Genomic DNA, 24519 nt, shown 5'->3' with positions numbered 1-24519 from the left:
GGACGGCCCGGGGGGAGACTGGTGGTGTAGCGCGGCCGGGGGCGATCGCGAGCCCTTTTCCGGGTCCCGATCGAGGAGTTCCCCATGGACGGCACGGCACTGGACACCCTGCGCGAGGCCCTGCGCGGCGAGGTGATCGGACCACAGGACGAGAGGTACGACGAAGCCCGCTCGGTCTACAACGCGATGGTGGACAAGCGCCCCGCGGCGATCGTCTGGGCCGCCGACGCGTCGGACGTCCGGGCGACGGTGCGGTACGCCCGGGAGACCGGAGTGCCGTTCGGGGTGTGCGGCGGCGGGCACAGCGGCGCCGCCCTCGGCCTGGTGGACGGCGGGCTCACGCTCGACCTGTCCGCCGGACTGCGCTGGGTGCACGTCGACCCCGCCGCCGGGACCGCCCTGGTGGGCGGCGGGGCGCAGCTCGGCGACCTCGACCACGAGGCGCACGGGTTCGGCCTGGGCGTGCCGGCCGGGGTCATGTCGACCACCGGCGTGGGCGGGCTGACCCTCGGCGGCGGGCACGGGCATCTGACCCGCAAGTACGGCCTGACCGTGGACAGCCTGCTCGCCGCGGACGTGGTGCTCGCGGACGGCTCCTTGGTCACCGCGTCGGCGGACGAGCACCCCGAGCTGTTCTGGGCGCTGCGCGGCGGCGGCGGGAACTTCGGGGTGGCGACCTCGTTCACGTTCCGGCTGCACCCGGTGGACACGGTCGGCCTGGCCGTGACGGTGTGGGAGCCGGAGCACATCGGCGAGGTGGCGCGCTGGTACCGGGAGTTCCTGCCCGCCGCGCCGCGCGACCTCAACGGCTTCTTCGCCACGCTCTCGATCGCCCCGGGACCGCCGTTCCCGGAGGAGCTGCACGGGAAGAAGATGTGCGGCGTGGTGTGGTGCTACACCGGCGACAACCCGGACGAGGACCGGCTGACCGAGGTGTTCGCCGCGGTGAACGAGGCGGCCCCGCCCGCCTTCCACTTCGCGACGCCCATCCCGTACCCGGGGATCCAGGCGATGTTCGACGAACTGATCCCCAAGGGTCTCCAGTGGTACTGGCGCGGCGACTTCTTCGACCGGATCACCGACGAGTCGGTCGACGTGCACGCCGCGTACCTGGACGGCATGCCGACCGAGCTGTCGACGATGCACCTGTACCCGGTCGACGGCGCGGCGCACGACGTCGGCGCGGACGACACGGCCTGGGCGTACCGGGACGCGGTCTGGTCCGGGGTGATCGCCGGCATCGGCAAGGAGCCCGCGGAGGCGGAGGCGGTCACCCGGTGGGCCAAGGACTACTGGGAGGCCGTGCACCCGCAGTCGATGGGCGGCGCGTACGTGAACTTCATCGGCGCGGACGAGAGCCAGGAGCGCGTCCGGGCCACCTACCGGGACCACTACGACCGGCTGGCGAAGATCAAGGGCTCGTACGACCCGGACAACTTCTTCCGCGCGACGCAGGACATCCAGCCGGCGACGTGAGCCGGTTCACGAGGCCGTCGTGAGCCGCTTCACCGGGCCGTCGCCGCCCGGAAGGTGCGGCGGTACGCGGTCGGGGTGACGCCGATCGCGGCCTGCAGGTGCGCCCGCAGCGACTGCGGGGTGCCGAAGCCGGCGTCCCGGGCGATCTGGTCGACCGCGAGGTCCGTGGACTCCAGCAGGTGGCGGGCCCGCTCGACGCGCTGCCGGGTCAGCCACTGGCCGGGGCTGACGCCGACCTCCTCGCGGAAGCGGCGGGTGAAGGTCCGCACGCTCATCGACTCGCGCACGGCCAGGTCGCGCAGCTGGATCGGCTCGTGCAGATGCGCCAGCGCCCAGGCGCGGGCGGAGGTGGTGGTCGCGGTGCCCGGCTCGGGCAGCGGGCGGGCGATGTACTGGGCCTGGCCGCCGTCCCGGTGCGGCGGGACGACCGTGCGGCGGGCGACCTCGTTGGCGACGGCCGCGCCGTGGTCGCGGCGCACGATGTGCAGGCACAGGTCGAGGCCGGCGGCGACGCCCGCGGAGGTGAGCACGTCCCCGTCGTCGACGAACAGCACGTCCGCGTCGACCCTGACGGACGGGAACAGCCGCTGGAAGTGCGCGGCGGAGGCCCAGTGCGTGGTGGCCGGGCGGCCGTCCAGGAAGCCGGCGGCGGCGAGCACGTACCCGCCGGTGCAGATCGACACCAGGCGCGTACCGGGCCGGACGTGCGCCAGCGCGGCGGCGAGCTCCTCGGTCAGCCGGCCCTCCTCGTACACCGGGCCGAGCTCGTAGGACGCGGGGACGACGATCGTGTCGGCAGTGGCCAGGGCCTCCGGGCCGTGCCGGACGTCCACCGCGAAGTCGGCGTCGGTCTGGACCGGGCCGGCGGCCGGGGCGCAGGTGACGATCTCGTACAGCGGCCGGCCGGCGGCGTCCTTGGCGCGGCCGAAGATACGGTGCGGGATGCCGAGTTCGAAGGGGAGCAGGCCGTGCAGAGCGAGGACGGCGACACGGTGCGGCCGGTGCGGCACGAGGTTCCCTCCGGCCATGTTCGCTCCTCACGGAAAGTCCACGGAGGGCTCCCGTAAATCCCTGGTGGTCCAGACCACTCGATGGTAGATCTCGGGCCGTGACGGACAAGCGCACAGACAAGCCCGGAGCCCGTACGTACAAGTCTGCGGCAGCCCCGCGCATTCCCCCGCCGGCCGGGCCGCCCCCGCTGTGGAACAGGGACTTCCGGCTGTTCTTCACGGCCCGCGCCGTCGCCGTCCTCGGCGAGGGCATGGTCCCGGTCGGCCTCGCCGCCGGACTCCTCGACGACGGCCGGCCGGACTCGACCGTCGGCTACGCGCTCGGCGCGTGGATCGGCACCTTCGCCCTGCTGGTGCTCGTCGGCGGCGTGCTCGCCGACCGGTTCTCCGCCCGGCGCATGATGATCATCGCGGATCTGCTGCGGCTGCCCGGCGCGGCCGTGCTCGCGATCGCGTTCACCGCCGGCAGCCCGCCGCTGTGGTCCGTGTACGCGCTCTCCGCGCTCAGCGGCGTCGGCGCGGCGCTCTTCCAGCCCGGCGTCGCCTCGACGATCCCGCGCATCGCCGCGGACGTGCAGCGGGCGAACGCCGTGCTGCGGGTCGTGGAGTCGCTGATGACCATGGCGGGGCCCGCCCTCGCGGGCCTGCTGCTTGTGCTCTGGGACGTCGGCGCGGTCTTCGCCGTCGACGCGGCGACCTTCGGCGTCAGCGCCCTGTGCCTGGCCCTCATGCGGATCCCCGCGGCCGCCCACGACCGGCGGAAACGCGGCTCCATGCGCGCCGAACTGGCTCTGGGATGGCGGGAGTTCACGGAGCGGACCTGGCTGTGGGGGGTCATCGTGATCTGGACCGGGTACGGCCTGACCGTCGCCGGCCCGATGGTCACGCTGACCGCCACCGTGGTGACAGGGGAGCACGGCTCGACCGCGTACGGACTGCTGATGGCCGTGAGCGGGGCCGGCAACGCGGCCGGCGGGCTGCTCGCCCTGCGACTGCGGCCCCGCCGCCCGCTGGCGGCGGGCGCGGTGGCGCTGCTCGGGCTGCCGGTGAACCTGTACCTGCTGGGCACGGGGGCGCCCGTGGGGTGGCTCGCCGCCGGGCAGTTCGTCACCGGGGCGGCGTTCGCGTTCTGGCTGGTCATGTGGTCCACGTCGGTCCAGACGCATGTGCCGCAGGAGGCGCTCAACCGGATGCACGCCTACGACGTGGCGGGTTCCCTCCTGATGATGGCCGCAGGCCGTGCCCTTGCCGGCCCGGTCGCGGAGGCCGTGGGCGCGGAACGGGTACTGCTGGCGGGGTCGGGGCTCGCGGTGCTTGTGGTGGCGGCGCTGCTGCTCGTCCGGCCGATCCGGACGCTGGGGCGGGCGCAGGGGGTGTGACGCCGATGGCCCGATCCCTGTGAAAGCTGACAGTCGGGCCAGTGGTCGGCGGGCCGGGGCCCCGGGAAGCTCATGACGTGGCACAGACAACCGAGACCCCGCCCGAGACCCTTCCCCCCGCCCGCGCCGCTGGTCGGATCCACCGCGCCTGGTTCGTCGCGGCGGTCGCGTTCGTCACGATCATCGGAGCGGCCGCGTTCCGCTCGCTGCCGGGTCTTCTGATCGACCCGCTGCACCAGGAATTCGGATGGTCCCGGGGCACGATCGGGCTCGCCGTCTCCGTCAACCTCGCGCTGTACGGGCTCACCGCGCCGTTCGCCGCCGCGCTGATGGACCGGTACGGCATCCGCAAGGTCGTCGCCGTCGCGCTCACGATCATCGCCGTGGGCTCCGGGGTCACGGTGTGGATGACGGCGGCCTGGCAGCTGCTGCTCTGCTGGGGCCTGCTCGTCGGCCTCGGCACCGGCTCGATGGCGCTGGCCTTCGCCGCGACCGTCACCAACCGCTGGTTCACCGAGCGCCGGGGTCTGGTCACCGGCATCCTGACCGCCGCCGCGGCCTCCGGCCAGCTGATCTTCCTGCCGACGCTGGCGTGGATCGTGGACGAGCACCGGTGGCGGCCGGCCGCCGTCACGGTGGCGCTCGCCGCGCTCGCCGTCGTCCCGTTCGTCTGGCTGCTGCTGCGCGACCACCCGGCAGACGTGGGGCTCGCCCCGTACGGAGCGAAGGAGTTCGTGCCGAAGCCGCCTCCGGTGACGGGCGCGGCCCGCCGTACCGTCGCCGTGCTGTTCAAGGCGGCGCGGACCGGCCCCTTCTGGCTGCTGGCCGGCACCTTCGCGATCTGCGGGGCGTCGACGAACGGGCTGGTCCAGACGCACTTCGTGCCCGCCGCGCACGACCACGGCATGCCGATCACGGCCGCCGCCTCGCTGCTCGCGGTGATCGGCGTCTTCGACGTGGTGGGCACGATCGCGTCGGGCTGGTTCACCGACCGCTTCGACGCGCGACGGCTGCTCGCCGTGTACTACGCGCTGCGCGGCGTCTCGCTGCTGTTCCTGCCGCTGCTGCTGGCGCCGTCGGTGCACCCGCCGATGGTGTTCTTCATCGTCTTCTACGGCCTGGACTGGGTGGCGACCGTGCCGCCGACGATCGCGCTGTGCCGCGAGCACTACGGGGAGGACAGTGCGATCGTCTTCGGCTGGGTCCTCGCCTCGCACCAGGTCGGCGCGGCGGTCGTCGCGTTCGCGGGCGGGGTGGCGCGGGACGTCTTCGGCTCGTACGACGTGGTCTGGTACGCCTCGGGCGCGCTGTGCGCGGTGGCGGCGCTGATGGCGCTGGTGATCCGGCGGAGGGGGAGCGGCGCGGCGGCGGCGTAGGGACCCGGGTGCCGGGACCCCTCCCGCAGGGTGCATGATGCCCTCGGGAGGGGATTTGAATGCGTTCAGAAATTCGGATCAGGGACCGGTTCGGCGCGGTGCTGCTGGCGTCGATGTCGGTGCTGTTCGTCGAGGCCGTGATCGGCTGGATCGGACTGCTCGTCTGGGGCCAGACGCGGGAGAGCCCGGGCGGCCTGCCGTTCAGCGCGCTGGGCGGCTTCGTCCTGCTGGTCATGGCGCCGTTCGTGGCGCTGGCGGGGGCGATCCTGGCCGCGCTGTTCTCGGTCGTCGCCGTGATGCCGCTGATGATCGTGGCCGACCGGGTGGGCCGACGCGTCACGTGGCGTCCGGCCTGGTGGCCGGTCCCGGCGCTGGCGGCCGCCGTCGGCGTGCTGACCGGCCTGATCGCCGGGGTGCTGCTGGACTCCGGGTGGGCGGCCCTCACCTGCTGGTTCGTGACGTCGGCGGTCCTCGCGGGTCCGGCGCTCGTCGCCCGCAGGCTGGTGCGGCCGGACAAATGGCGGATCTCCGGCGGGCGGATGTTCGGGCGGGTGGCTCTGTACGGGACGCTCGCCGTCGTCAGCGCCTTCACTCTGGCCGGCGTCGGCCTGTGGGCCGGGATCGGCTACGAGCCGCCGCAGATGAGCGGGCAGCGCCTCGCCGGGACGTGGAGCGACGGCGAGGGCGGCACGCTGGTCCTCGGCGAGGACGGCAGGGCGACGGCGACCGGGGTGAACATCTACGACTGGATCGAGGTGAAGCAGGAGTGCACCGGCTCGGGGAACTGGTCCTACGAGCCGGGCGACAACCCCTGGGCCCAGGAGGTCGAAGTGACGGTCTCCGGCTGTGACCTGGAGACCTGGGAGTTCTTCGGTACGGAGGAGCACCCGAAGCTGTTCGTCTACATCGGCGACCCCGACTCCTGGAACCTGTACATCCTGGAGCGCCGCGGCTAGGGGGTGTCTGACAATTCCCCGCGGAACAAGGAGCGGCGTCCGGTGCGTGCGATCGCAAGGCGCCGGAGAGGCCTCGGATGGGGTCTCCCCTGCTCGAACGGAGCTGAGAGCTTGGGGAAGGAGCTACTAGGGCTTTTCGGCAACGCGGCGAGCGTGCGTGCCGGACGTCGCGACGCCGCGGGGAATTGTCAGACACCCCCTAGGGCGCCTCGCCCGGACGGTCGGCGGCGCCCGCGGCCAGCACGGCGGACGTGCCGGTGACGGTGCCGGCGGGGCCGGCGTCGGTGGTCTCGACGAGGACGGTGCGTTCGCCGAGGTACGCGTACGTGCTCCGGTCGAAGATCCACTGCTTCTGCTCGCCGCGGGCGGTGCGGGCGACGGTGACGCCCGTGCGGCCGGCGGCGTCCTCGGCCGTCCCGGCCGCCGTCACGCCCGGGATCCGCGCGGCGGCCCGGTAGAGCGCGGCGGACACCTGCGGCGGCGCGGCCGTCTCGGCGAGTAGCTCCCCGATGGCCTCGAACGCCCGCTGGTCGGGGTCCTGGCCCTGGCCGCGGGTCTGCTCGCGGACGAGGGCCAGAAGGGCGGCGGGGTCGGTGGGGAGCGTCGTGACGAAGGCGTGGGAGGAGCTGGAGACGGAGGGCGCGTCGTCGCCGAGGGGGACGACGACCGAGTCCGCCCGGCCCGCCTCCCGTACGAGCCCGTTCCTGCTTCCGTCGGCGGACAGCCAGACCTCCCGGCTCCGTACCGGCGACAGCGTGAGCGGCCCCCCGCCGGCGCTCTGCCCGGCGTACGCGACCTGGCTCCGCACGTACACGAACTGCTCGGGCCGCACCGCGCCCGGCGTGCGGGAGGCGGCGGCCAGGGCGATCCGGTCGAGCAGCTGCCCGGCGGCGTCCGACTCCACGACGGCGGGCGGCCGTTCGATGCCGTTCACGACGACGACCCCGCCGCCTACGGCGAGCGCGCAGGCGAGGGCGGGCACGAGGACCCGCCGGCGGACGCGGCGCGGCGGCGCGGGCCGGGCCTGACGCAGCACGGCCTGCTTCAGCGCCAGCGCCCGCTCCCGCGGCAGTTCGGGCACCGCGGGCGGCGGCAGCAGGGCGGCGAGCTCCCGCACCTCGGCCTCTTCGGAGGTACGACGGGGGACGACGGCGTTCATCGGCGGGTCTCCAGGGGGCGCGGGGAGGACGGGTGGGACGGGGAGGACGGGGAGGCTGGGTGGGCGGCGGGGGTGACGACGGGGGCCCGGCGGGGGGTACGGGCGGTCTTCGCGGTCCTGGCCGTTTCCTCGGCGGCCAGTTCGCGCAGGCGTGTGCGGGCCCGGGAGAGGCGGGAGCGGACGGTGCCGACCGGGACGCCGAGGGCCTCGGCGGCGGCGGCGTAGTCGAGACCGGCCCACACGACCAGGGTGAAGACCTCGCGGTCGCGGCGGCGCAGCCGGGCCAGCGCGGCCTGCGCGGCGCGCAGTTCCTCCGTGTCCGCCAGGTGCGCGACCAGGTCGTCCGCGAAGTCCGGGACCGAGCCGCGCTCCGGCAGTCGGGCGAGGGCGAGTTCGCGCAGCCGCCGGGTCCGGGCGTTGCGGCGCATGACGTTCGTCGCGATGCCGAGGAGCCACGGGCGCAGCCCGTCGCCCTCCGGCCGGAGCTTCTCCCGGCCCCGCCACGCCTCCAGGAACGTCGCCGAGACGACGTCCTCCGCCTCGGCCCAGTTCCCCGTCACGCGCAGGGCGTACCGGTGGAGCACTTGGGCGTGCTCGTCGTACAGCTCGGCCAGGGCGTCCGGGTCGCCGCGGCGGAAGCGATTCCTCATGAGTGTTTCCACACCATGCCCTGCCACCGGCGTTGCGCCGGTTCCGGTGACGTGCGTCACGGGAACCCGCGCCGCGCTCCCGGCAGTGCCGCAGTATGAATCGTTTCTCCGTATCCCGCCGCCGGGCCCTCGCCGGCCTCGCCGCCGCCGCCGTCCTCGCCACGGCCGCGCCCGCCGCCACCGCCTCCGTCCCCCGCGCCGCCGCTCCCGACGCCGCCGGTACCGGCTCCGACGCCGGCACCGTCACCCTCACCGTCCGGCACCTCGACCGCGCCGGCCGGCCCACCGCCGGGTACGAGACCACCGTCACCGGCCTGACCGGCGCGGGCGCGGAGACGTCCGTGCGGCCGTACGACGCCGACGGCACGACCACCGTCCGGCTGCCGCGCGGGCGGTACGTCCTGGACAGCGCCCTCACCACCGCCGCCGGCACCGACTGGATCGTGCAGCCCCGCCTCGACCTCGACCGCGACACCACCGTCACCGTCGACGCCCGCACCGCCCGCCCCGTCGACGTGCGCCCGCCGGACGCCGCCGCCCGCTTCCAGCACGGCGGGATGTTCCTGACCGTCTCCCACGGCGGCGCCGAGCGGTTCCTCAACCGGATCGAGGCCCGCCCGGACCTCCGCGTCGCCCACCTCGGCCCCGCCGCCGAACCCGGCTCGGTGAAGCAGTGGTACGACGCGTACTGGACGTCCCCCGGCACCGGCGTCGACTACGCCCTCGGGCACACGGTCACCGGCGGCCGCGCCCTCACCGGGCTCACGAAGCAGCCCGCCCCGAAGGACCTCGCCACCCTGAGGATCCGCACCACGCGGCCCGGCACGGTGGACCTGCAGCCGTCGGCCGGGCCGACCGTCGGCGTCTCCCGGGCGCTCACGCCCGCCGCGCCGGCGACGTACCGGGTCACGCCGGACCGCGGCACGTACGACGTCTCGTACGCGGCCGACGGCGGCCGCCGCGAGAATGCCGACGGGCTCGCCCTGCGCCCCGGGGGCACGACGACCCTGTCGTTCCCGGGCGGCGCTACGCGCTGAAGCGCCCGAACCGGCCGCGGTGGAACAGCAGCGGCGCGCAGTCGTCCTCCGCGCCCAGCGCCTCGACCGCGCCGACCACGATGAGGTGGTCGCCGCCGGTGTGCACCGCGCGGATCGTGCAGTCGATCCACGCGGGGACCCCGGCGAGCCGGGGCGAGCCCGTCACCGGGGCGGGGGCGTGGGCGACGCCCGCGAACTTGTCCGCGCCGCTCACCGCGAACGCCCGGCACAGCTCGCCCTGCTCCGCGCCGAGCACGTTCACGCAGAACGTGCCGGCGCGGGCGATCCGCGGCCAGGTCGTCGACGTCCGCGCGACCATGAACACGACGAGCGGCGGGTCGAGCGAGAGCGAGGCGAAGGACTGGCAGGCGAAGCCCGCCGGCCCGTCCTCGTCGCGCGCCGCGACGATCGTCACGCCGCTCGCGAAGTGGCCGAGGACGCGGCGGAACTCGCCCGGGTCGACAGGCGCCCGCTCGTCCTCGCCCACGGCGCGCAGCTCGGGGCGCGGCAGCGTATCGACGCCTGTCGGGGCCCCGACCGACCTGAGGTATCGGACGGCGGTGGCCGCCATCCCGGCATGTCCCATCACAGCAACCATTGAAGCTGACGGTTCGTCAGATGGGAACCCTCGCGGCCCTGCGTAGAGTGGCGGTCATGTTCGTCAAAGTCTGTGGGCTGCGCACCGAGCGGGACGTCGACGTCGCCGTCGAGTCCGGGGCCGACGCCATCGGGTTCGTCTTCGCCGAGAGCGTCCGCCGCATCGACGCGGAGACGGCCCGCAGGCTCGCCGCCCGCGTGCCCGAGTCCGTCCTCACCGTCGGCGTCTTCCGCGACCAGCCCCTGGACGAGGTGCGCGCGGCCGTCGAGGAGACCGGCGTGCGCGCCGTCCAGCTGCACGGCCACGAGGACCTCGGCTACTTCGGGGCCGTCCGCGGCTTCCTGCCGCCCGGCCGGACCCTGATCCGCGCCGCGTCCGTGCGCGAGCAGGCCCCCGCGTACGGGGAGCGCGGCGAGGACGTGCTGCTGCTCGACGCCCCGGTGCCGGGCGCCGGCGAGACCTGGGACCTCACCGGCAAGCGGCTGCCCGGGCCGGACGTCCGCTGGCTCCTGGCCGGCGGCCTCACCCCGCAGAACGTCGCCGCGGCGATCCGCACCGCCCGCCCCTGGGGCGTGGACGTCTCCAGCGGCATCGAGGCGAGTCGCGGGGTGAAGGACCCGGAGCTGATCCGGGCGTTCCTGGCGGCGGCGCGGTCGGCCGCCGGGGCGGACTCCCGGCCGGAGTGACCTGACGCCCGATCGAGGTCGCGACGCCGGCGGCGAGCAGGATCCGCGGACGCCCCGGCACGGCCGGCTTTCGCCAATTGCGCCTGCACGTTTGGAGAGTTGGACTACCTTTCCGGGTGTGGATCAGTTGACCGGTACGGACCCCACCCACATCGGCGCCTACCGCCTGATCGCCCGGCTGGGCGCAGGCGGCATGGGCCTGGTCTATCTGGGCCGCTCCGAGGGCGGCCGCACGGTGGCCGTGAAAGTCGTCCAGGCCGAGCACGCCGGACACCCCGAGTTCCGCCGCCGGTTCGCCCGCGAGGTCGCGGCGGCGCGGCGGGTCGGCGGAGACTGGACGGCGGCGGTGCTCGACGCGGACCCCGAGGCCGCGGTGCCGTGGGTGGCGACCCAGTACATCCCCGGCCCCGACCTCACCTCCGTCGTCGCCGAGGACTACGGGCCGCTGCCCGAGCACTCCGTGCGCACCCTCGCGAACCGGCTCGCCCTCGCCCTGCAGGCCGTGCACGCGGCGGGCCTGATCCACCGCGACCTCAAACCCTCGAACGTCCTCGTCACCGTCGACGGCCCGCGGGTCATCGACTTCGGCATCGCCCGGGCCATGGACAGCCTGGCCGGGGACAGCATGCACACCCGCACCGGGATGCTGATCGGCTCGGCCGGATTCATGTCCCCGGAACAGGTCCGCGGCCTCGAACTCACCCCGGCGAGCGACGTGTTCTGCCTGGGCGCGGTCCTCGTGTACGCGGCGACCGGACGCCTGCTCTTCGGTGCGGCGGACACCGGCCTGAACGCCCACCTGTTCCGGGTGGCGGAGGAGGAGCCGGACCTGACCGGCGTACCGGAGCCGCTGCTGCCGCTGGTACGGGAGTGCCTCCAGAAGGACCCGGCCCTGCGGCCCACCCCGCAGCAGATCGCCGAGCGGACGACGGCGGACGCGGCGGAGGAATGGCTGCCGGGGTCGGTGCTCGCCCAACTCGGGCGGCGGGCCGCCCAGTTGCTGGACTACGCGCCGGAGCCCACGCCGGCGGCGCCGGCTGACCCGCGGGTGGGCCTGGTCAAGGCCGCCGCCCCGGCGGCTGCTCCCGTCCCGCCGCCGCCCGCGTACGCGCCGACGACCCCGGCGCACCACGTACCCCCGCAGGGCTTCGGCCCGCCGCAGCCGTACCCGTACCCGTACCCCCAGGTCCCGGCGGGGCCGGACCCCAAGCGGTGGCTGGGGCTCAGGGTCGCCGTATGGGGCCAGCTCGCCGTGCTGTTCGCGGCGTCGGCGTCCGCCAGGTCGGCGGCGGAGACCCAGGCCGACCTGGGGCTGCACTCCGGGGACATCGGGAGCCTCTTCGGCCTGTACACGCTCGGCACGGCGGCGGCGTTGCTGCTCGGCGGACACCTCGCGGACGTCGTCGGCGCCCGGCGGACGCTGACCATCGGGCTGAGCGGCCTCGTGGTCGCCTGCGTCCTCGGCGGCCTCACACCCGCCTACGGGCCGCTGGCCGGGGGCCGCCTCCTCCAGGGCGTCTTCGCCGGACTGGTGGTGTCGGCCGGGCTGTCCCTGGTGACCGGCGGCTTCACCGATCCCGGCGAACGCCGCCGGGCCTACGGGGTCTGGGCGGCGCTCCTGGCCGGCGGCTGGGTGGTCGCGGCACTGGCCGGCGGCGCCCTCGTCGAATTCGCCGGCTGGCGGCCGGCCGAGTACGCCGGCGTGCCGTTCGCCGTCACCGCCCTGATCGGCGCGCTCCGGCTGCCGGCCGGCGCCCGGGGCGGCCCCGGCGGGCGTTTCGACACGGCCGGCGTGCTGCTCGGCTCCGCGGGCATGGCGGCGCTCGTCTTCGGCCTGAACCTCGACGGCCTCGGCGGCTCGCGCTCGTGGACGTCCCCGCTGACCCTCGTGACCGTCGTCGGCGGCCTCGCGCTGCTCGCCGCGTACCTGGGGCGGCGGACCGGGACGGACGGCGGCCCGCACCCCTTCGGGCCCGCGGCCCGCGCCGGCGGGCTCCTCGCCCTGCTGCTCGCCGGCGTCGGCGTCCTGGCGATGTTCTGGACCATGAACTACTACCTCAGCGGGGTCGCAGGCCACCCGCCGACCGTGGCCGGGCTGCTCCAACTGCCCATGGCCGTCGGGGCCGTCCTCGGCGCCCTCGCGCTGGGGCCCGCGCTGACCCGACGGACCGGCCCGCAGATGCCCGCCACGGCGGGCCTGGCGACCGCGGCGGCCGGCGTGGCGCTGCTGACCGGGATCGACGCCGGCGGCGGCTACGCCTTCGCGCTGCCCTCCCTGCTCCTCGTGGGACTCGGCACCGGCCTGGCCTTCGCCCCGCTCCTCGCCGTGGCGACAGCGGCCGCGACCCCGCTCCACGCGGGCGCCGCGGCCGCGGCCGTCCTCGCGGCCCAGCAGGTCGGCGAGACGGCGGGCGGGGCGGTCCTGAGCACGGTGCTCAACACCATCGACCGCGACGACGTCCAGTCCGAGGGCTCGATCGGCGGCGCCGTCCTGGGCGCCTTCGCCTTCGTCAACTGGGTGGGCGCGGGCGCACTGCTGCTCGCGGCGGTGCTCGCGGGCGCGACGATCAGGGGCGGGACGCGCGGGACGCAGGAGGACGCGGTCCGGTAGCGGCCGCTCTGCGCGCGCGGTCCGGTAGGCGAGGGCGGTGACGGCAGGGCGGTGGGCTCCCGCCGACCGCCCCCGCCTACCTCCCCCGGTATTCCGGCGTCCGCCGCTCCACGAAGCTCGCGACGCCCTCGTTGGCGTCGCGGGTGGTCATGTTGATCTCCTGGGCCGCGGCCTCCGCCGCGAAGGCGGTGGCGCGGTCGCTGTCCAGGGAGGCGTTGACGAGCTGTTTCGTCAGGGTCAGGGCGCGGGTGGGGCCCTGGGCGAGACGCTCGGCCCACTCGCGCGCGGTCTTCTCCAGCTCCTCCGCCGGGACGACCCGGTTCACCAGTCCCATGCGCTCGGCGTCCGCCGCCTCCAGGGCGTCGCCGAAGAACATCAGCTCCTTCGCCCGCTGCGGGCCCACCAGCCGCGGCAGCAGATACGCCCCGCCGCCGTCCGGGACGAGCCCGCGGCGCACGAAGACCTCGATGAACCGCGCGCCTTCCGCCGCGAGCACCAGGTCGCAGGCGAACGCCAGATGCGCGCCGATTCCGGCCGCGGTGCCGTTGACCGCCGCGAGCACCGGCTTCTCGCAGTCCAGGACCGCGGCGACGAACCGCTGGGCGCCTCGCCGGATCGTTCGCGCCACGTCCCCGGCGACCCTCCCCCGGCCTTCGGCCGGGGGGACCCCCATCTCGCCTCGCTCGCCGGACGGCGCCGGCGCGCCCCTGAGGTCCGCGCCCGCGCAGAAGCCCTTGCCGGTGGCGGTGACCACAACGGCCCGGACGTCCGGGTCCGCCGAGGCGTCCTCCAGCAGGGAGATGATCCGTTCCCGCTGGTCCCAGGTGACGGCGTTCATCGCCTCGGGGCGGTTCAGGGTGATCCAGGAGACGCCGTTCTCGATGCGGTGCAGTACGTGCAGTTCGTCTTCCAACGGTCCGGTCTCCTATCGGCACACGGCCAGCGCGTCGAGCGCCACCGCGCCCTGCCCGCGCGGCAGCACCATCAGCGGATTGATGTCCAGCTCGGACAGTTCCCCGTCCAGTTCCAGGGCCATGCGCTGCACCCGCAGCACGACCTCGACGAGCGCGTCCACGTCGGCCGGCGGGGCGCCGCGCACCCCGTCGAGGAGGGCGCGGCCGCGGAGTCCGTCCAGCATGTCGCGGGCCTGGGCCTCGCCGAAGGGCGGTACGCGTACGGCCGTGTCGTCGAGGACCTCGACGAGCACGCCGCCGAGTCCGACCGTCACGGTCGGCCCGAACAGGGCGTCCCGGGTCACCCCGACCACCATCTCGACGCCCTTGGCGACCATCTGGCAGACCAGGATCCCGTCGAGGTCGACGCCCTCGTAGCGGGCGATGTCGGTGAGCTCGCGGTACGCGTCGCGGACCTGGCTCGCGGAGGTCAGCCCGACCTTGACCAGGCCGAGTTCGGTCTTGTGCGCGAGCTGTGCGCCGGACGCCTTCATGACGACCGGGTAGCCGACGAGGCCGGCGGCCCGTACCGCGGCGGCGGCGCTGGTCACCAGCTGCTCGCGCGGCACCCGGATCCCGTACGCCCGCAGCAGCTGCTTCGCCGCGTGCTCGCTGAGCCGGTGGCCGGGCCGCATCAGGGCCTGCGCCTTGCGGAAGGACGGGGACGGGGTGCGCGGGGCCTCGTCGAAGGGGGAGCGGTACGCGGCGGTGAAACGGTGGTGGTCCAGGTGGGCGCGGACGGCGGTGATGCAGTTCGCGAAGGTGCGGAAGGTGGCGACGCGGGAGGAGCCGAGGAGGGTGCGGCGGTAGGCGTCCTCGGTGCCGACGGGGGAGCCCCAGACGACGCAGACGAGCTTGTCGGTGGCCTCGGCGGCGTCCACGAGGTCCTGCGCGAGCTTGTCGCTCATGGGAGGGAAGGGGCCGGTGATGGGACAGATCAGCACGCCCACCGCCGGGTCCGCGAGGATCGCGTCGATGATCTTCCGGCCGCGCCAGTCGCCGACCGGGTGGCCGCCGTTGTCGACGGGGTTGGCGACGCTGAGGTACTCGGGGATCCACTGGTGCAGCTCGTCCTGCTTGGCGTCGCCCAGCGTCGGCAGGCTCAGACCGGCCGCGGTGGCGAGGTCGGCGAAGTGGGCGCCGGTGCCGCCGGAGATGGAGTACACGACGACGCCGTCGGCGACGGGCCGGCGGGCGCGGGCGAGCAGCGCGGCCGTGTCCTGGAGCTCGTCGAGCCCGTCGACCCGGATCACGCCGAACTGCCGCATCGCGGCGTCGACGACCTGGTCCGCGCCGGTGAGCTTGCCGGTGTGGGAGGCGGCGGTCCGCGCGCCGGTCTCGGTGCGGCCGACCTTGACGGCGACGACGGGGACGCCGGCGCGCGCGGCGCGGTCGGCGGCGAGCAGGAACGAGCGCCCGTCCTTGAGCCCCTCGACGTAACAGGCAATGGCCCCGACCTCAGGCCTGGTCGCGAAGTACGAGACGAAGTCGGAGGTCTCCAGATCGGCCTCGTTGCCGGTGGGCGCCCAGTGGGAGAGCCGGACGCCGAGCTCCTGCATGGTGAAGACGGGCCGCCCCTGGTGGCCGGACTGGGTGATGAGCGCGACGGCGGGACCCGGGAGGTCCTCCCGGAACCGCTCGAAGGCGTTGAGGTTGGTGTTCGGCCCCAGCAGCCGTACGCCGGACTTCCGCACGGCCTCCGCGAGCCGCTGCTGCGCGGCGGCCCCGTCCGCGCCGGTCTCGGCGAAGCCGGAGGCGAAGGCGACGGCGAACTTCACCTTGTTCTCGGCGAGTTCGGCGACCAGCGGCAGCGGATCGGCGACCAGCAGGACGGCGAGGTCGATGGTCTCGGGCAGCGCGGAGACCGACGGCACGCAGGGCAGCCCGAACACGCTCTCCCGGCTCGGATGCACGGGATGCACCCGCGCCCCCACCCGCTCGGCCCACGCGAGCAGCTGCCGGGTGATCCCGGTGTTGGGCCGCCCCTCGGCGTCGGACGCCCCCACGACGGCCACCGACTCCGGCCGGAAGAACCGGTCGAGGTCCGGCACGGCCGCGTACAGGTCCCGCCCGCTGACGTCCACGTCCCCCGGCGCGGCCGCCACCCCGTGCACGACGGTCCCGCGTTCCTCCCCACAGGCCACCACACGGGCACGGAGATCGGTGGTGAAGGTGCCATGCGTCGAACCAAGCATCGTTCCGCCCGCTCTCCTGCTCACCGGCCACCGCCGACCCGACGGCGCCGTCCCGTCCACTGACCTGACGCATAGTCAGATTACAAGTCTGACGGCCAGTCAGGAACAGTCGTGCAGCGGGGAAGCGCCGACACGGGTGGCGGCGGCGAGTTGCGCGGTGTGCCGAGCGGTGCGCTAGGCGGTGTGCCGGGCGATGTGCTTCGCGATGTGTTCGGCGTCGCGGGCGAGTTCGCGGAGCATGCCGCTGATGGGGTTGGTGTAGCCGGTGAAGTAGAGGCCGGGGGTGTGGGGGTGGGGTCTCGGGCCGGGGGTGCGGGGGTGGCCGCGGTCGTCGAGGACGTCGAGGTGGCCGACCAGGGGCTCCAGGCCGCGGCGGTAGCCCGTTGCCGCGATCACGGTGTCCGGGGTGATCGTCGAGCCGTCGGCCAGGACGACCTTGCCGCCGTCGAAGGACTCCACCGCGGCGACCGGTTCCACGCGGCCCGAGCGGATCGCGTCGATCAGGCCCACGTCCTGGACCGGGATCGCGCCCTCGCGGACGCGGGAGTACAGGCCCGTCTCGGGGCGGGGCAGGCCGTGGGCCGTGAGGTCCGGGACCGAGACGCGGGCGAGCAGGCGGCCCGCGCGGTCGACGAGCGGGACCGGCAGCCGGCGGACCAGGATGCCGGTGCGCTGGGCCGGCCAGCCCGCGGTCGAGCGGCGGACGAGGTGCGGGGCCGTGCGCACCGCGAGCCGTACCCGCGCCGCGCCGCCCTCCGCGAGGTCCGCGGCGAGCTCCGCGCCGGTGTTGCCGGCGCCGACGACCAGGACGTCCTTGCCGGCGTACGGGGACGGTTCGCGGTACGTGCTCGCGTGCAGCAGTTCGCCCTCGTACGTCTCCAGGCCCGGCCAGTCCGGCAGTCGCGGCGTGTGGTTGTAGCCGGTCGCCACCACCACCGCGCGGCCCGTCAGCCGCCGCCCGCCCGTCGCGTGCAGCAGCCACGTGCCGTCGTCCGCGCGCTCGACCCGGTCGACCTCGACGCCGGTCACGAACTCCAGCTCGTGCGCCTCCGCGTACTGCTCCAGGTACCGCACCATGTCCGCGCGGGCGACCCAGCGGCCGAACGAGCGGGGCATGGGCAGTCCGGGGAGGGCGGAGAGCCGGCGCGTGGTGTGCAGGCGGAGCCGGTCGTAGTGGCCGCGCCAGGAGGCCCCGACGGCTTCGGACTTCTCGAGGACGACCGCGCGCACGCCCCGGGTCCGGAGCGCCGCCGCCGCGGCGAGTCCGCCCGGCCCGCCGCCGATGACGTAGACGGGGTGGACGGAGTGATCGTGGGAGGTGGTGACCATGACTTCCGAGCGTAATGACGTGGTCACCTGATGGGTCTCGGTCAAGACGGGAATCGGTTGCGAAACGGTCACGCCGGTGCGGTTCTTGTGTGCCTCGTGCGCAGCCCTTGCGCGCGGGGCCGCCCGTCCGCTGAACTGACGTACCGTCAGATCTAGCAGGGAGGGGCCCTCATGCAGACCGTCTGGCTCACCGGCGCCGAGTGGCTCGCCGTCCTCCGCATCGGCCTCGGCCTGTGGTGGCTGGAGAGCTGGCGCCACAAGGACAAGAAGGGCTGGTTCGAGCGCGGCACCGGCATAGCCTGGGCCGCGGACGTCGCCGGCAAGCACCGCTGGGGCTTCGTCCGGAGCGGCTTCGAACGGGTCGTCGCGCCCCGCCCCCGGCTCATGGCGTACATCGTCGTCTACGCCGAACTCGCCCTCGGCCTCGGCCTCGTCGCCGGCTTCCTCACCCCGGTCGCCCTGATCGGCGGCCTGCTCCTGAACCTGCTGTACCTCGTCCTCATGATCCACGACTGGGCCGAGCAGGGGCAGAACGCGATGATGGCGCTCATCTCGCTGGTCGCCCTCTTCGCCCTGTCCTGGCAGACCTGGTCCCTCGACCACGCGATGGGACTCTTCCGATGACGGCGATCCCCGACGTCGACGCCTTCACCCGTGCCTACTGGGACGCCGCCGACGACGGGCGGCTGCTGATCCGGCGGTGCGGGGAGTGCGGCCGGGCGCACCACTACCCGCGCGAGTTCTGCCCGTTCTGCTGGAGCGAGGACGTGGCCTGGGAGACGGCGAGCGGCCGGGCCGTGCTCTACACCTGGTCCGTCGTACACCGCAACGACCTGCCGCCGTTCGGCGAGCGCGTGCCGTACGTCGCCGCGGTCGTCGACCTGGAGGAGGGGCCGCGGATGATGACCGAGGTCGTGGACTGCCCGGAGGGCGCGCTGCGGATCGGGATGCCGCTGCGGGTCGTCTTCCGGCCGGCCGACGAGGGGCCCGCGGTGGCGGTGTTCGTCCCGGCGTAGGGCCCCGCCCTCGATCCCGTCCTCAGGGCCAGAGCAGTTCCCGTACCCAGGAGTCGCCCTCGCGCCGGTAGCGCAGCCGTACGTGCCGCCGGCGCGCGTCGCCCTGGAAGAACTCGACCTCCGCCGGCTCCAGTACGTACGCCGTCCACGTCTCCGGCTCCGCGTCCGGCTCCCGCCGGGCCCGGTCCCAGGCGGCCTCGCTCGCCGCGGCCAGGGTGTCCAGGTCCGGCAGCGGTTCGCTCTGCCGACCGACCAGGGCCGCGGCCAGCGCGCCCGTGGAACGGGCGTGCAGATCCGCGTACGCCTCCTCGGCCGTGCCGGCCGTCACCCGCCCCCGGACGCGGATCTGGCGGCCCTGCGCGGGCCAGTAGAAGCCGAGCGCCGCCTCGGGGCGGGCGGCCAGCTGGCGGCCCTTCGCGCTGCCGGCGTGCGAGGCGAAGTGCCAGCCGCGGGCGTCCGCGTCGTGCAGCATCAGCGTCCGCACGTCCGGCCGCCCGGCCTCGTCCACCGTCGCCAGGTGCATGGTGTGCGGTTCGACCGCGCCGGCCGCGGCGGCCTCGGTGAACCAGGACCGGAAAAGCGTCACCGGCTCGGCGGGCGCGGCCGCCGGGTCGAAGGCGGGGAGTTCGGTGTCCCACACCCGCAGGGACCGGAGTGCCGAGTGGAACTCGTCGCTCTCGCTCATGACCGGTGTCCTCTCCTGTGGCCGGGATGCGCTGATGCCTTGATGTCCGCGCCTGCGCACTCCTCGAGCCTAGGCGCCCGCCGCCCCGCCCTCACGCGCGGGTGGCGTGCGTGCCGTACTCCGTCACCGGTACCGCATGCGACGCCTTCTGCACGTCCTCGCGGATCTTCTTCGCGATGAGGTTCCTGAGCGGGGTGCGGGGGAGGACGCGGAGCATGAACAGGCGCATCGCGATCTTGCGGCGCGAGGACACCGTCATCTCCTTGGCGAAGCCCTCCGCGAACCTCTGGTTCTGCTCCACGCCCGGCCGCATCACCCGCTCGTAGGCGTCGAACGCGACCGTGTGGTCGCCGCCCGCGGCGGCGAGCTCCCCGGCGAGGGTGTACGCGCCGAGCAGGGCGAGGCCCGTGCCCTGGCCGGAGGCGGGGGAGGCGCAGTGCGCCGCGTCGCCGAGCAGCACGACCCGGCCCTTCGACCAGCGGTCCATCTCGATGAGGGCGAGCGAGTCGAAGTAGAAGTCCTCGGCCCGGTCGGCGTGGTCGAGCAACTGCGGGATCTCCCAGCCGTCGCCGGCGAAGCGCTCGCGCAGGATCTCCTTCTGCCGCGCCGTGTCGCGGTGGTCGTACGGCAGCTCGGGCGAGGAGAAGACGAAGCTGTTCTTGGCGGTGGTCTCGCCGGCCGAGCTGTAGACGGAGATCAGCTTGTGCGGGAGCGCGTGGTACGTCTCCCACTGCTGCAGACCCAGGTGGTTGGGGGCGGTGAAGATGGAGATGTACGCGCCGAGGTGGCGCTTGAACCGCCGCTCGTCGCCGAAGACGAGGCGCCGGGTGTTCGAGTGCATCCCGTCCGCGCCGACGACCAGGTCGAAGCGGCGCACCGCCCCGCTCTCGAAGGTGACCTCGACGCCGTCCGCGTCCTCCGCGAGGGCGGCGATCGAGTCGCCGAAGAGGTACTCGACGTCGTCGCGGGTCCGCTTGTACAGGATCCGGGCGAGGTCGCCGCGCATGATCTCGTCGTCGTCCTCGGCCCGTCCGCCGAAGATCTCGGCGGGCAGTTCCCCGACCGTGCGGCCCTTCTCGTCGACGTACGAACCGCCGTTCATGTCCGTGGAGTTGGCGCGGATCTCGTCGAGGACGCCCATCCGGCGGCAGACCTCGATCGCGGTGCCGCGGATGTCGACCTTGTAGCCGCCGGCGCGCAGTTCGGGGGCGCGCTCGACGACGGTCGGGGCGAAGCCGTAGCGGTGCAGCCAGAGGGCGAGCGCGGGGCCGGCGATCGAGGCGCCGGAGATCAGGACGGTCTTGGCGGCGGAGGTGGAGGTGGCAGGGGCGGTGGGGGTGGTGGAGGCGTTCGGCGTGCGCGTCATGGCGGGACTCCTCGTCGGAAGGGTGCGGGCGTTCCCCTGCCCGCACCCACGACTATACGGATGTCCTACACGCTTGTCTATGACGCTTGTATGAATCCCTTCCGGGCCTCCGGGACGCCGCCCCTCACCCCCGCCCCAGCACCACCGTCCCCGACGAGCAGAACCAGCCTCCCGTCCCCGAGGCCACCGCCAGCTCCGGCAGGCTCCCGTCCGCCCGCCGTACCTGCCGTCCGTCCGCCTCGCCGCGCAGCTGACGCACCGCCTCCACCAGCAGGAACAGTCCCCGCATCCCGGGATGGCAGGCGGAAAGACCGCCCCCGTCGGTGTTCACCGGCAGCCCCCCGCCGCCCACCGTCAGCCGGCCCTTCTCGACGAACGCGCCGCCCTCGCCCTTGGTGCAGAACCCCAGGTCCTCCAGGGTCACGAGGGTCATGTACGTGAAGGCGTCGTAGATCTGGGCGAGGTCGACGTCGGCGGGTGCGACCCCGGCCCGCTCGAAGGCCAGCCGGCCGCTGACGGCCGCCGGGGAGACGGTGAAGTCCTCCCACTCCGACATCGTGGTGTGCGAGACGTGCTCGCCCGTGCCGAGCACCCAGACCGGTGCCTTCACCGTGTCCGGCACGTACTCCTCGGCAGCGAGCAGCACCGCGCAGCCGCCGTCGCTGCGGATGCAGCAGTGCAGCTTGGTGAACGGGTCGGCGATCATCGGCCCGGACAGCACGTCGTCGACCGTGATCGGCTCGCGGAACATCGCCTCCGGGTTGAGCGCCGCGTTGGCCCGCGCCTGCACCGCGACCTCGGCGAGCTGCTCCAGGGTGGTCCCGTACTCGTGCATGTGACGGCGGGCCGCCATCGCGTACTTGGCGATGAGCGTGTGCCCGTACGGCACCTCGAACTGCAGCGGCCCGCGCGCCCCGAAGGAGAGGTTCGAGGTGCGCCGGCGCGCCTTGATGTCGGCGCGCGCGGTGGACCCGTACACGAGCAGGACGGCGTTGGCGTGCCCGGCGGCGATGGCGTCGGCGGCGTGCCCGGCCATGACCTCCCAGGTGGCCCCGCCGACGGCGGTCGAGTCCACCCAGCGGGGCCGCAGCCCCAGGTACTCGGCGACCTCGACCGGTGCGAGCGTCCCGAGCCCGGCCGAGCCGAACCCGTCGATCACCTCCCGGCCGAGCCCGCTGTCCGCGAGCGCCCGGCGGGCGGCCTGGGCGTGCAGGGCGTAGGGAGTGGCCTCGTCGACGCGTCCGCAGTCGGAGAGGGCGATGCCGACGACGGCGACGCGTCGGCCGGCGCGGTTCCGTGGAGTGGTGGGCATGAATCTGACGGTACATCAGATATGGGCGCCGCGGCCTTCACTGTGCGCCTCCGGCTTCCCCGTAACGACTCCGATCCGTTCCGCCCTGCCCCTGTGCATCGCCGCCGCCCCGCCCTAACATGACGGCCCGTCAGATACGGAGGGGAGCTCCATGGACGCCGCCTTCACGGAGGAGCAGGAAGAGATCCGCCGCACCCTGCGGGAACTGCTCGTCAAACGGTCCGGGCCCGAGGAGGTGCGGGCGGCGGTCGCCGGCGCCGCCGGGTACGACGCCGAGCTGTGGCAGCGGCTCGCCGAGCGGCTCGGGCTGCCGGGGCTCGCGCTGCCCGAGGAGTACGGGGGCGCCGGCTGCGGCCCCGCCGAGCTCGCGCTCGCCTGCGAGGAGACCGGACGGGCCCTCGCGCCCTCGCCGCTGCTCGCCACCGCGGTGCTCGCCGCGCCGCTGATCGCCGCGCTCGGCACCGCCGAGCAGCGGGCCGAGCTGCTGCCGAAGATCGCCTCCGGGGCGCTCACCGCCGCGCTGGCCGTGCCCGGCGGCTCGCTCGCCGTGGCCCTCGGGCTCACCGGCGGGGACCCGGACTGGGCCGGTGACGGCCGGGCCGGCGGGGTGCAGGCCCGGCCCTCGCGGGACGGCTGGACGCTGTACGGGGAGGCCGGGCAGGTCCTCGACGGGCACAGCGCCGACCTCCTGCTCGTCGCCGCCCACACCGGCGGCTTCGCCCGCAGCCGCACCCTGGTCTTCCTGGTCCGCGCGGACGCGCCGGGGCTCACCCGGACCCGGCGGACCGCCCTCGACGAGACCCGCCCCCAAGCCGCCGTCGAACTGCGCGACGTCGAGGCCGAGTTGCTCGGCGCCGACCCGGCCGACGTCGCCGGGGCGCTGGCCTCCGTCGGGCGGACGGCGGCCGCGGTCGTCGCCGCCGAGGCCGTCGGCGTCGCGGCGCACTGCCTGGACCGCACGGTCGCGTACGTGCGCACCCGCGAGCAGTTCGGCCGGCCGATCGGCTCCTTCCAGGCCGTCAGGCACCGGCTCGCCGACCTGTACGTCCAGCTCCAGGCGGCCCGCTCGGCGGCGTACTACGCGGCCTGGGACGCCGGCCGCACCGGCTCCGGCGAACCCGGGGCCGCGGCGCTCGCGCTCGCCCAGTGCCTGGAGACCGCCAGGGCCGTCACCGGCGAGACCGTCCAGCTGCACGGCGGCATCGGCTTCACCTGGGAGCACGAGGCGCATCTGTACTTCAAACGGGCGAGCGCCGACGAGCTGCTCTTCGGCCCGGTGCACCGGCTGCGGGCGGCCGCGGCCGGGGAGGCCGGGCTGTTCGGCCCGTACGGGACCGGGGTCGGGAACGAGGCCGGGGCCGGGAACGGGAACGGGAAGGGGGCGGCGGCCTGATGCCCGTCGGACTGCGCCTGATGCAGAAGGTGTCCTCCACGCGCGCCTTCGCGAAGATCGCGCCGCATTTCATCCCCGCGATGGACCGCACGGTCCACCGGCTGACCCGCGGCAAGGTGATGCTGAGCGCCCAGATGCTGCCCGGGGTGATCCTCACCGTCCGCGGGGCCAAGTCCGGGCTGCCGCGCACGACCCCGCTGGCGTGCATGCCGGAGGAGTCCGGGGCGACCTGGATCCTGATCGGCTCGAACTTCGGCCGTCCGGGGCATCCCGCGTGGACCGCGAACCTGCTGGCCCATCCGGACGCGGAGGTGAGCTGGCGCGGCGAGACGATCCCGGTGCGCGCGGAGCTGCTGGCGGGGGAGGAGCGGGCCGCCGTCTGGCAGACCGTCCTCGGCTTCTGGCCGCCGTACGCGACGTACCAGGCGCGGGTGGAGCGGGAGATCCGGCTGTTCCGGCTGACGCGGCGCTGAGGCACGGCGGTGAGATGCGGCGGTGGGACGCTGCGGTGAGACGGGAACGCCGACGGCGGTCGTGGTGCGTGACCGCCGTCGGCGCGACAGGACGTTGAGGTGCGGCCGTGGGGGGCCGCAGGTGGCCGTGGCCGGCCGCGAGCGGGCCGTGGCCCGGAGCCGGCGGGCTACTTCGTCGGCTTCTTGCCCGTGATCCCGAGGTGCACCAACAGGGCCAGGTTGGGCTTCAGTTCGGCCTGCTTGACCCCCCAGGTCTGGAAACCCTTCTGGTGGCCGGCCACCGAGGCGAGCATCGCGACGAGCGAGCCGGCCATCGCGGCCGGGCTGACGTCCTTGTCGACCTTGCCCTTGGCCTGGAGCTCCTTCACCGCGTCCGTAAGGGAGTTGGTGACCGAGTTCAGGATCTTCATACGGATCTTGTAGAACCGTTTGTCGCCCTCCGCGGCGCCCAGGTCCACCACGCGCAGGATGGCGTCGTGCTTGCGCCAGAAGTCCAGGAAGCCCTCGACGAGCTCCTCGGAGGTCTGCCAGCCGGCCTTGCCGACCCAGGAGCGGCCGGAGACCAGATCGGTCAACCCCGCGCCTTCTTTGGCCATTTCCTCCGCGAGCTCGAGCACGGCGCCCTCGACGTCGGGGAAGTACTGGTAGAACGTCGCGGGCGAAGTGCCCGCCTTCCGGGCCACGTCGATGACCTTGACGTCCCGGTACGGAGAGGAGCTGAGCATCTCGCTGAGGCAGTCGAGCAGCTTCTGCCGCGTCGCCTGACCTCGTCGACCGGCCACGCGGCCGTCGACGGTGCGTACTTGTCCTGTCATGCCGTCAGCTTACCGAGGGGTGATCGAGGCGCGATTCGACCGAC

At 74.3% G+C, this 24519-nt stretch carries 22 protein-coding genes; 11 read left to right on the top strand and 11 right to left on the bottom strand.

Going from position 1 to position 24519, the window contains the following annotated elements; all coding sequences use genetic code 11:
* The first annotated feature begins 84 nt into the window (after positions 1-84).
* Positions 85-1476, top strand: a complete 1392-nt coding sequence (locus ACGFMM_RS07960; RefSeq protein WP_393644226.1) for an FAD-binding oxidoreductase — start codon at positions 85-87, stop codon at positions 1474-1476.
* Positions 1477-1505: 29 nt separating this feature from the next.
* Here the strand turns inward: ACGFMM_RS07960 and ACGFMM_RS07955 are convergent, their stop codons facing one another.
* The gene (locus ACGFMM_RS07955; protein ID WP_393644224.1) at positions 1506-2504 is read right to left on the bottom strand and encodes a GlxA family transcriptional regulator; all 999 of its coding nucleotides are present in this window, start codon (positions 2502-2504) and stop codon (positions 1506-1508) included.
* Positions 2505-2584: 80 nt separating this feature from the next.
* On the opposite strand from ACGFMM_RS07955, the gene ACGFMM_RS07950 reads away from it, so the two are divergent.
* The 3 genes from ACGFMM_RS07950 to ACGFMM_RS07940 all read left to right on the top strand — a co-directional run bounded on the left by ACGFMM_RS07950 (position 2585) and on the right by ACGFMM_RS07940 (position 6197).
* A complete protein-coding gene (locus ACGFMM_RS07950; RefSeq protein WP_393644222.1) occupies positions 2585-3865 on the top strand; it encodes an MFS transporter in 1281 nt (426 codons plus the stop codon).
* A 77-nt stretch (positions 3866-3942) separates the two neighbouring features.
* Positions 3943-5241, top strand: coding sequence for an MFS transporter (locus ACGFMM_RS07945; protein WP_393644220.1), 1299 nt, complete (start codon positions 3943-3945; stop codon positions 5239-5241).
* Between the two features lie 59 nt (positions 5242-5300).
* A complete protein-coding gene (locus tag ACGFMM_RS07940) occupies positions 5301-6197 on the top strand; it encodes a hypothetical protein (protein ID WP_393644218.1) in 897 nt (298 codons plus the stop codon).
* A gap of 199 nt (positions 6198-6396) precedes the next feature.
* Here ACGFMM_RS07940 and ACGFMM_RS07935 read toward each other — a convergent pair whose 3' ends face one another.
* Together ACGFMM_RS07935 and ACGFMM_RS07930 are read right to left on the bottom strand one after the other, a co-directional pair.
* The gene (locus tag ACGFMM_RS07935) at positions 6397-7356 is read right to left on the bottom strand and encodes a CU044_5270 family protein (RefSeq protein WP_393644216.1); all 960 of its coding nucleotides are present in this window, start codon (positions 7354-7356) and stop codon (positions 6397-6399) included.
* Entirely contained in the window at positions 7353-8006 is a 654-nt protein-coding gene (locus ACGFMM_RS07930) for an RNA polymerase sigma factor (RefSeq protein WP_393644214.1), read from the bottom strand. The genes ACGFMM_RS07935 and ACGFMM_RS07930 overlap by 4 nt, the downstream gene beginning before the upstream one ends.
* A 95-nt stretch (positions 8007-8101) precedes the next feature.
* Between ACGFMM_RS07930 and ACGFMM_RS07925 the strand changes: the two genes are divergently transcribed.
* Positions 8102-9043, top strand: a complete 942-nt coding sequence (locus ACGFMM_RS07925; RefSeq protein ID WP_393644212.1) for a hypothetical protein — start codon at positions 8102-8104, stop codon at positions 9041-9043.
* Here the strand turns inward: ACGFMM_RS07925 and ACGFMM_RS07920 are convergent.
* Positions 9033-9629 carry a flavin reductase family protein gene (locus ACGFMM_RS07920; protein WP_393644210.1) on the bottom strand — a complete coding sequence of 199 codons (597 nt, stop codon included), beginning with the start codon at positions 9627-9629 and terminating at the stop codon, positions 9033-9035. The two genes, ACGFMM_RS07925 and ACGFMM_RS07920, sit on opposite strands and share 11 nt — an antisense overlap.
* 68 nt (positions 9630-9697) lie before the next feature.
* Between ACGFMM_RS07920 and ACGFMM_RS07915 the strand changes: the two genes are divergently transcribed.
* Both ACGFMM_RS07915 and ACGFMM_RS07910 read left to right on the top strand, forming a co-directional pair.
* Complete coding sequence (locus ACGFMM_RS07915) at positions 9698-10327, top strand: phosphoribosylanthranilate isomerase (RefSeq protein ID WP_393644209.1); 630 nt, start codon at positions 9698-9700, stop codon at positions 10325-10327.
* 118 nt (positions 10328-10445) lie between these two features.
* Positions 10446-12938, top strand: coding sequence for a bifunctional serine/threonine protein kinase/MFS transporter (locus tag ACGFMM_RS07910; RefSeq protein WP_393644207.1), 2493 nt, complete (start codon positions 10446-10448; stop codon positions 12936-12938).
* Between the two features lie 76 nt (positions 12939-13014).
* Here ACGFMM_RS07910 and ACGFMM_RS07905 read toward each other — a convergent pair whose 3' ends face one another.
* From ACGFMM_RS07905 to ACGFMM_RS07895, 3 genes are all read right to left on the bottom strand, one after another.
* Positions 13015-13851 (bottom strand): enoyl-CoA hydratase/isomerase family protein, encoded by an 837-nt coding sequence (locus tag ACGFMM_RS07905; protein WP_393644206.1) that lies wholly within the window; start codon positions 13849-13851, stop codon positions 13015-13017.
* Positions 13852-13863: 12 nt separating this feature from the next.
* Entirely contained in the window at positions 13864-16086 is a 2223-nt protein-coding gene (locus tag ACGFMM_RS07900) for an acetate--CoA ligase family protein (RefSeq protein WP_393644204.1), read from the bottom strand.
* Between the two features lie 174 nt (positions 16087-16260).
* Positions 16261-17415: a flavin-containing monooxygenase gene (locus ACGFMM_RS07895; RefSeq protein WP_393644202.1), complete on the bottom strand. Its 1155-nt coding sequence runs from the start codon at positions 17413-17415 to the stop codon at positions 16261-16263.
* Positions 17416-17586: 171 nt separating this feature from the next.
* Here ACGFMM_RS07895 and ACGFMM_RS07890 point away from each other — a divergent pair, with 171 nt between their 5' ends.
* Complete coding sequence (locus tag ACGFMM_RS07890; RefSeq protein ID WP_393644200.1) at positions 17587-18039, top strand: DoxX family protein; 453 nt, start codon at positions 17587-17589, stop codon at positions 18037-18039.
* Positions 18036-18431: a Zn-ribbon domain-containing OB-fold protein gene (locus tag ACGFMM_RS07885; protein WP_393644198.1), complete on the top strand. Its 396-nt coding sequence runs from the start codon at positions 18036-18038 to the stop codon at positions 18429-18431. The genes ACGFMM_RS07890 and ACGFMM_RS07885 overlap by 4 nt, the downstream gene beginning before the upstream one ends.
* A 22-nt stretch (positions 18432-18453) precedes the next feature.
* On the opposite strand, the gene ACGFMM_RS07880 is transcribed toward ACGFMM_RS07885, so the two are convergent.
* The 3 genes from ACGFMM_RS07880 to ACGFMM_RS07870 all read right to left on the bottom strand — a co-directional run bounded on the left by ACGFMM_RS07880 (position 18454) and on the right by ACGFMM_RS07870 (position 21794).
* Positions 18454-19116: a pyridoxal 5'-phosphate synthase gene (locus tag ACGFMM_RS07880; protein WP_393644196.1), complete on the bottom strand. Its 663-nt coding sequence runs from the start codon at positions 19114-19116 to the stop codon at positions 18454-18456.
* Between the two features lie 91 nt (positions 19117-19207).
* A complete protein-coding gene (locus tag ACGFMM_RS07875) occupies positions 19208-20482 on the bottom strand; it encodes an FAD-dependent monooxygenase (protein ID WP_393644194.1) in 1275 nt (424 codons plus the stop codon).
* A 124-nt stretch (positions 20483-20606) separates the two neighbouring features.
* The gene (locus tag ACGFMM_RS07870) at positions 20607-21794 is read right to left on the bottom strand and encodes an acetyl-CoA acetyltransferase (protein ID WP_393644192.1); all 1188 of its coding nucleotides are present in this window, start codon (positions 21792-21794) and stop codon (positions 20607-20609) included.
* Positions 21795-21945: 151 nt separating this feature from the next.
* Between ACGFMM_RS07870 and ACGFMM_RS07865 the strand changes: the two genes are divergently transcribed.
* Complete coding sequence (locus tag ACGFMM_RS07865; protein ID WP_393644190.1) at positions 21946-23187, top strand: acyl-CoA dehydrogenase family protein; 1242 nt, start codon at positions 21946-21948, stop codon at positions 23185-23187.
* The gene (locus ACGFMM_RS07860; protein ID WP_393644188.1) at positions 23187-23660 is read left to right on the top strand and encodes a nitroreductase family deazaflavin-dependent oxidoreductase; all 474 of its coding nucleotides are present in this window, start codon (positions 23187-23189) and stop codon (positions 23658-23660) included. Before ACGFMM_RS07865 ends, ACGFMM_RS07860 begins: the two co-directional genes overlap by 1 nt.
* A gap of 167 nt (positions 23661-23827) precedes the next feature.
* On the opposite strand, the gene ACGFMM_RS07855 is transcribed toward ACGFMM_RS07860, so the two are convergent.
* Entirely contained in the window at positions 23828-24475 is a 648-nt protein-coding gene (locus tag ACGFMM_RS07855) for a TetR family transcriptional regulator (protein WP_393644187.1), read from the bottom strand.
* Positions 24476-24519 lie beyond the last annotated feature (44 nt).

Source organism: Streptomyces sp. NPDC048604 (assembly GCF_043199435.1).
In the GTDB taxonomy this organism is placed as follows: domain Bacteria; phylum Actinomycetota; class Actinomycetes; order Streptomycetales; family Streptomycetaceae; genus Streptomyces.
The sequence above is the reverse complement of the archived record's forward strand: the minus strand, read 5'-3'. Positions and strand labels throughout refer to the sequence as shown.

Excerpts from the sequence above, each read along its gene's own strand:
- ACGFMM_RS07860 (WP_393644188.1), top strand. The coding sequence starts at position 23,187 with ATGCCCGTCGGACTGCGCCTGATGCAGAAGGTGTCCTCCACGCGCGCC.
- ACGFMM_RS07955 (WP_393644224.1), bottom strand. The coding sequence starts at position 2,504 with ATGGCCGGAGGGAACCTCGTGCCGCACCGGCCGCACCGTGTCGCCGTC.
- ACGFMM_RS07900 (WP_393644204.1), bottom strand. The coding sequence starts at position 16,086 with ATGCTTGGTTCGACGCATGGCACCTTCACCACCGATCTCCGTGCCCGT.
- ACGFMM_RS07855 (WP_393644187.1), bottom strand. The coding sequence starts at position 24,475 with ATGACAGGACAAGTACGCACCGTCGACGGCCGCGTGGCCGGTCGACGA.
- ACGFMM_RS07890 (WP_393644200.1), top strand. The coding sequence starts at position 17,587 with ATGCAGACCGTCTGGCTCACCGGCGCCGAGTGGCTCGCCGTCCTCCGC.
- ACGFMM_RS07880 (WP_393644196.1), bottom strand. The coding sequence starts at position 19,116 with ATGAGCGAGAGCGACGAGTTCCACTCGGCACTCCGGTCCCTGCGGGTG.
- ACGFMM_RS07875 (WP_393644194.1), bottom strand. The coding sequence starts at position 20,482 with ATGACGCGCACGCCGAACGCCTCCACCACCCCCACCGCCCCTGCCACC.
- ACGFMM_RS07920 (WP_393644210.1), bottom strand. The coding sequence starts at position 9,629 with ATGGGACATGCCGGGATGGCGGCCACCGCCGTCCGATACCTCAGGTCG.
- ACGFMM_RS07960 (WP_393644226.1), top strand. The coding sequence starts at position 85 with ATGGACGGCACGGCACTGGACACCCTGCGCGAGGCCCTGCGCGGCGAG.
- ACGFMM_RS07885 (WP_393644198.1), top strand. The coding sequence starts at position 18,036 with ATGACGGCGATCCCCGACGTCGACGCCTTCACCCGTGCCTACTGGGAC.
- ACGFMM_RS07865 (WP_393644190.1), top strand. The coding sequence starts at position 21,946 with ATGGACGCCGCCTTCACGGAGGAGCAGGAAGAGATCCGCCGCACCCTG.
- ACGFMM_RS07940 (WP_393644218.1), top strand. The coding sequence starts at position 5,301 with ATGCGTTCAGAAATTCGGATCAGGGACCGGTTCGGCGCGGTGCTGCTG.
- ACGFMM_RS07930 (WP_393644214.1), bottom strand. The coding sequence starts at position 8,006 with ATGAGGAATCGCTTCCGCCGCGGCGACCCGGACGCCCTGGCCGAGCTG.
- ACGFMM_RS07925 (WP_393644212.1), top strand. The coding sequence starts at position 8,102 with ATGAATCGTTTCTCCGTATCCCGCCGCCGGGCCCTCGCCGGCCTCGCC.
- ACGFMM_RS07870 (WP_393644192.1), bottom strand. The coding sequence starts at position 21,794 with ATGCCCACCACTCCACGGAACCGCGCCGGCCGACGCGTCGCCGTCGTC.
- ACGFMM_RS07895 (WP_393644202.1), bottom strand. The coding sequence starts at position 17,415 with ATGGTCACCACCTCCCACGATCACTCCGTCCACCCCGTCTACGTCATC.
- ACGFMM_RS07915 (WP_393644209.1), top strand. The coding sequence starts at position 9,698 with ATGTTCGTCAAAGTCTGTGGGCTGCGCACCGAGCGGGACGTCGACGTC.
- ACGFMM_RS07935 (WP_393644216.1), bottom strand. The coding sequence starts at position 7,356 with ATGAACGCCGTCGTCCCCCGTCGTACCTCCGAAGAGGCCGAGGTGCGG.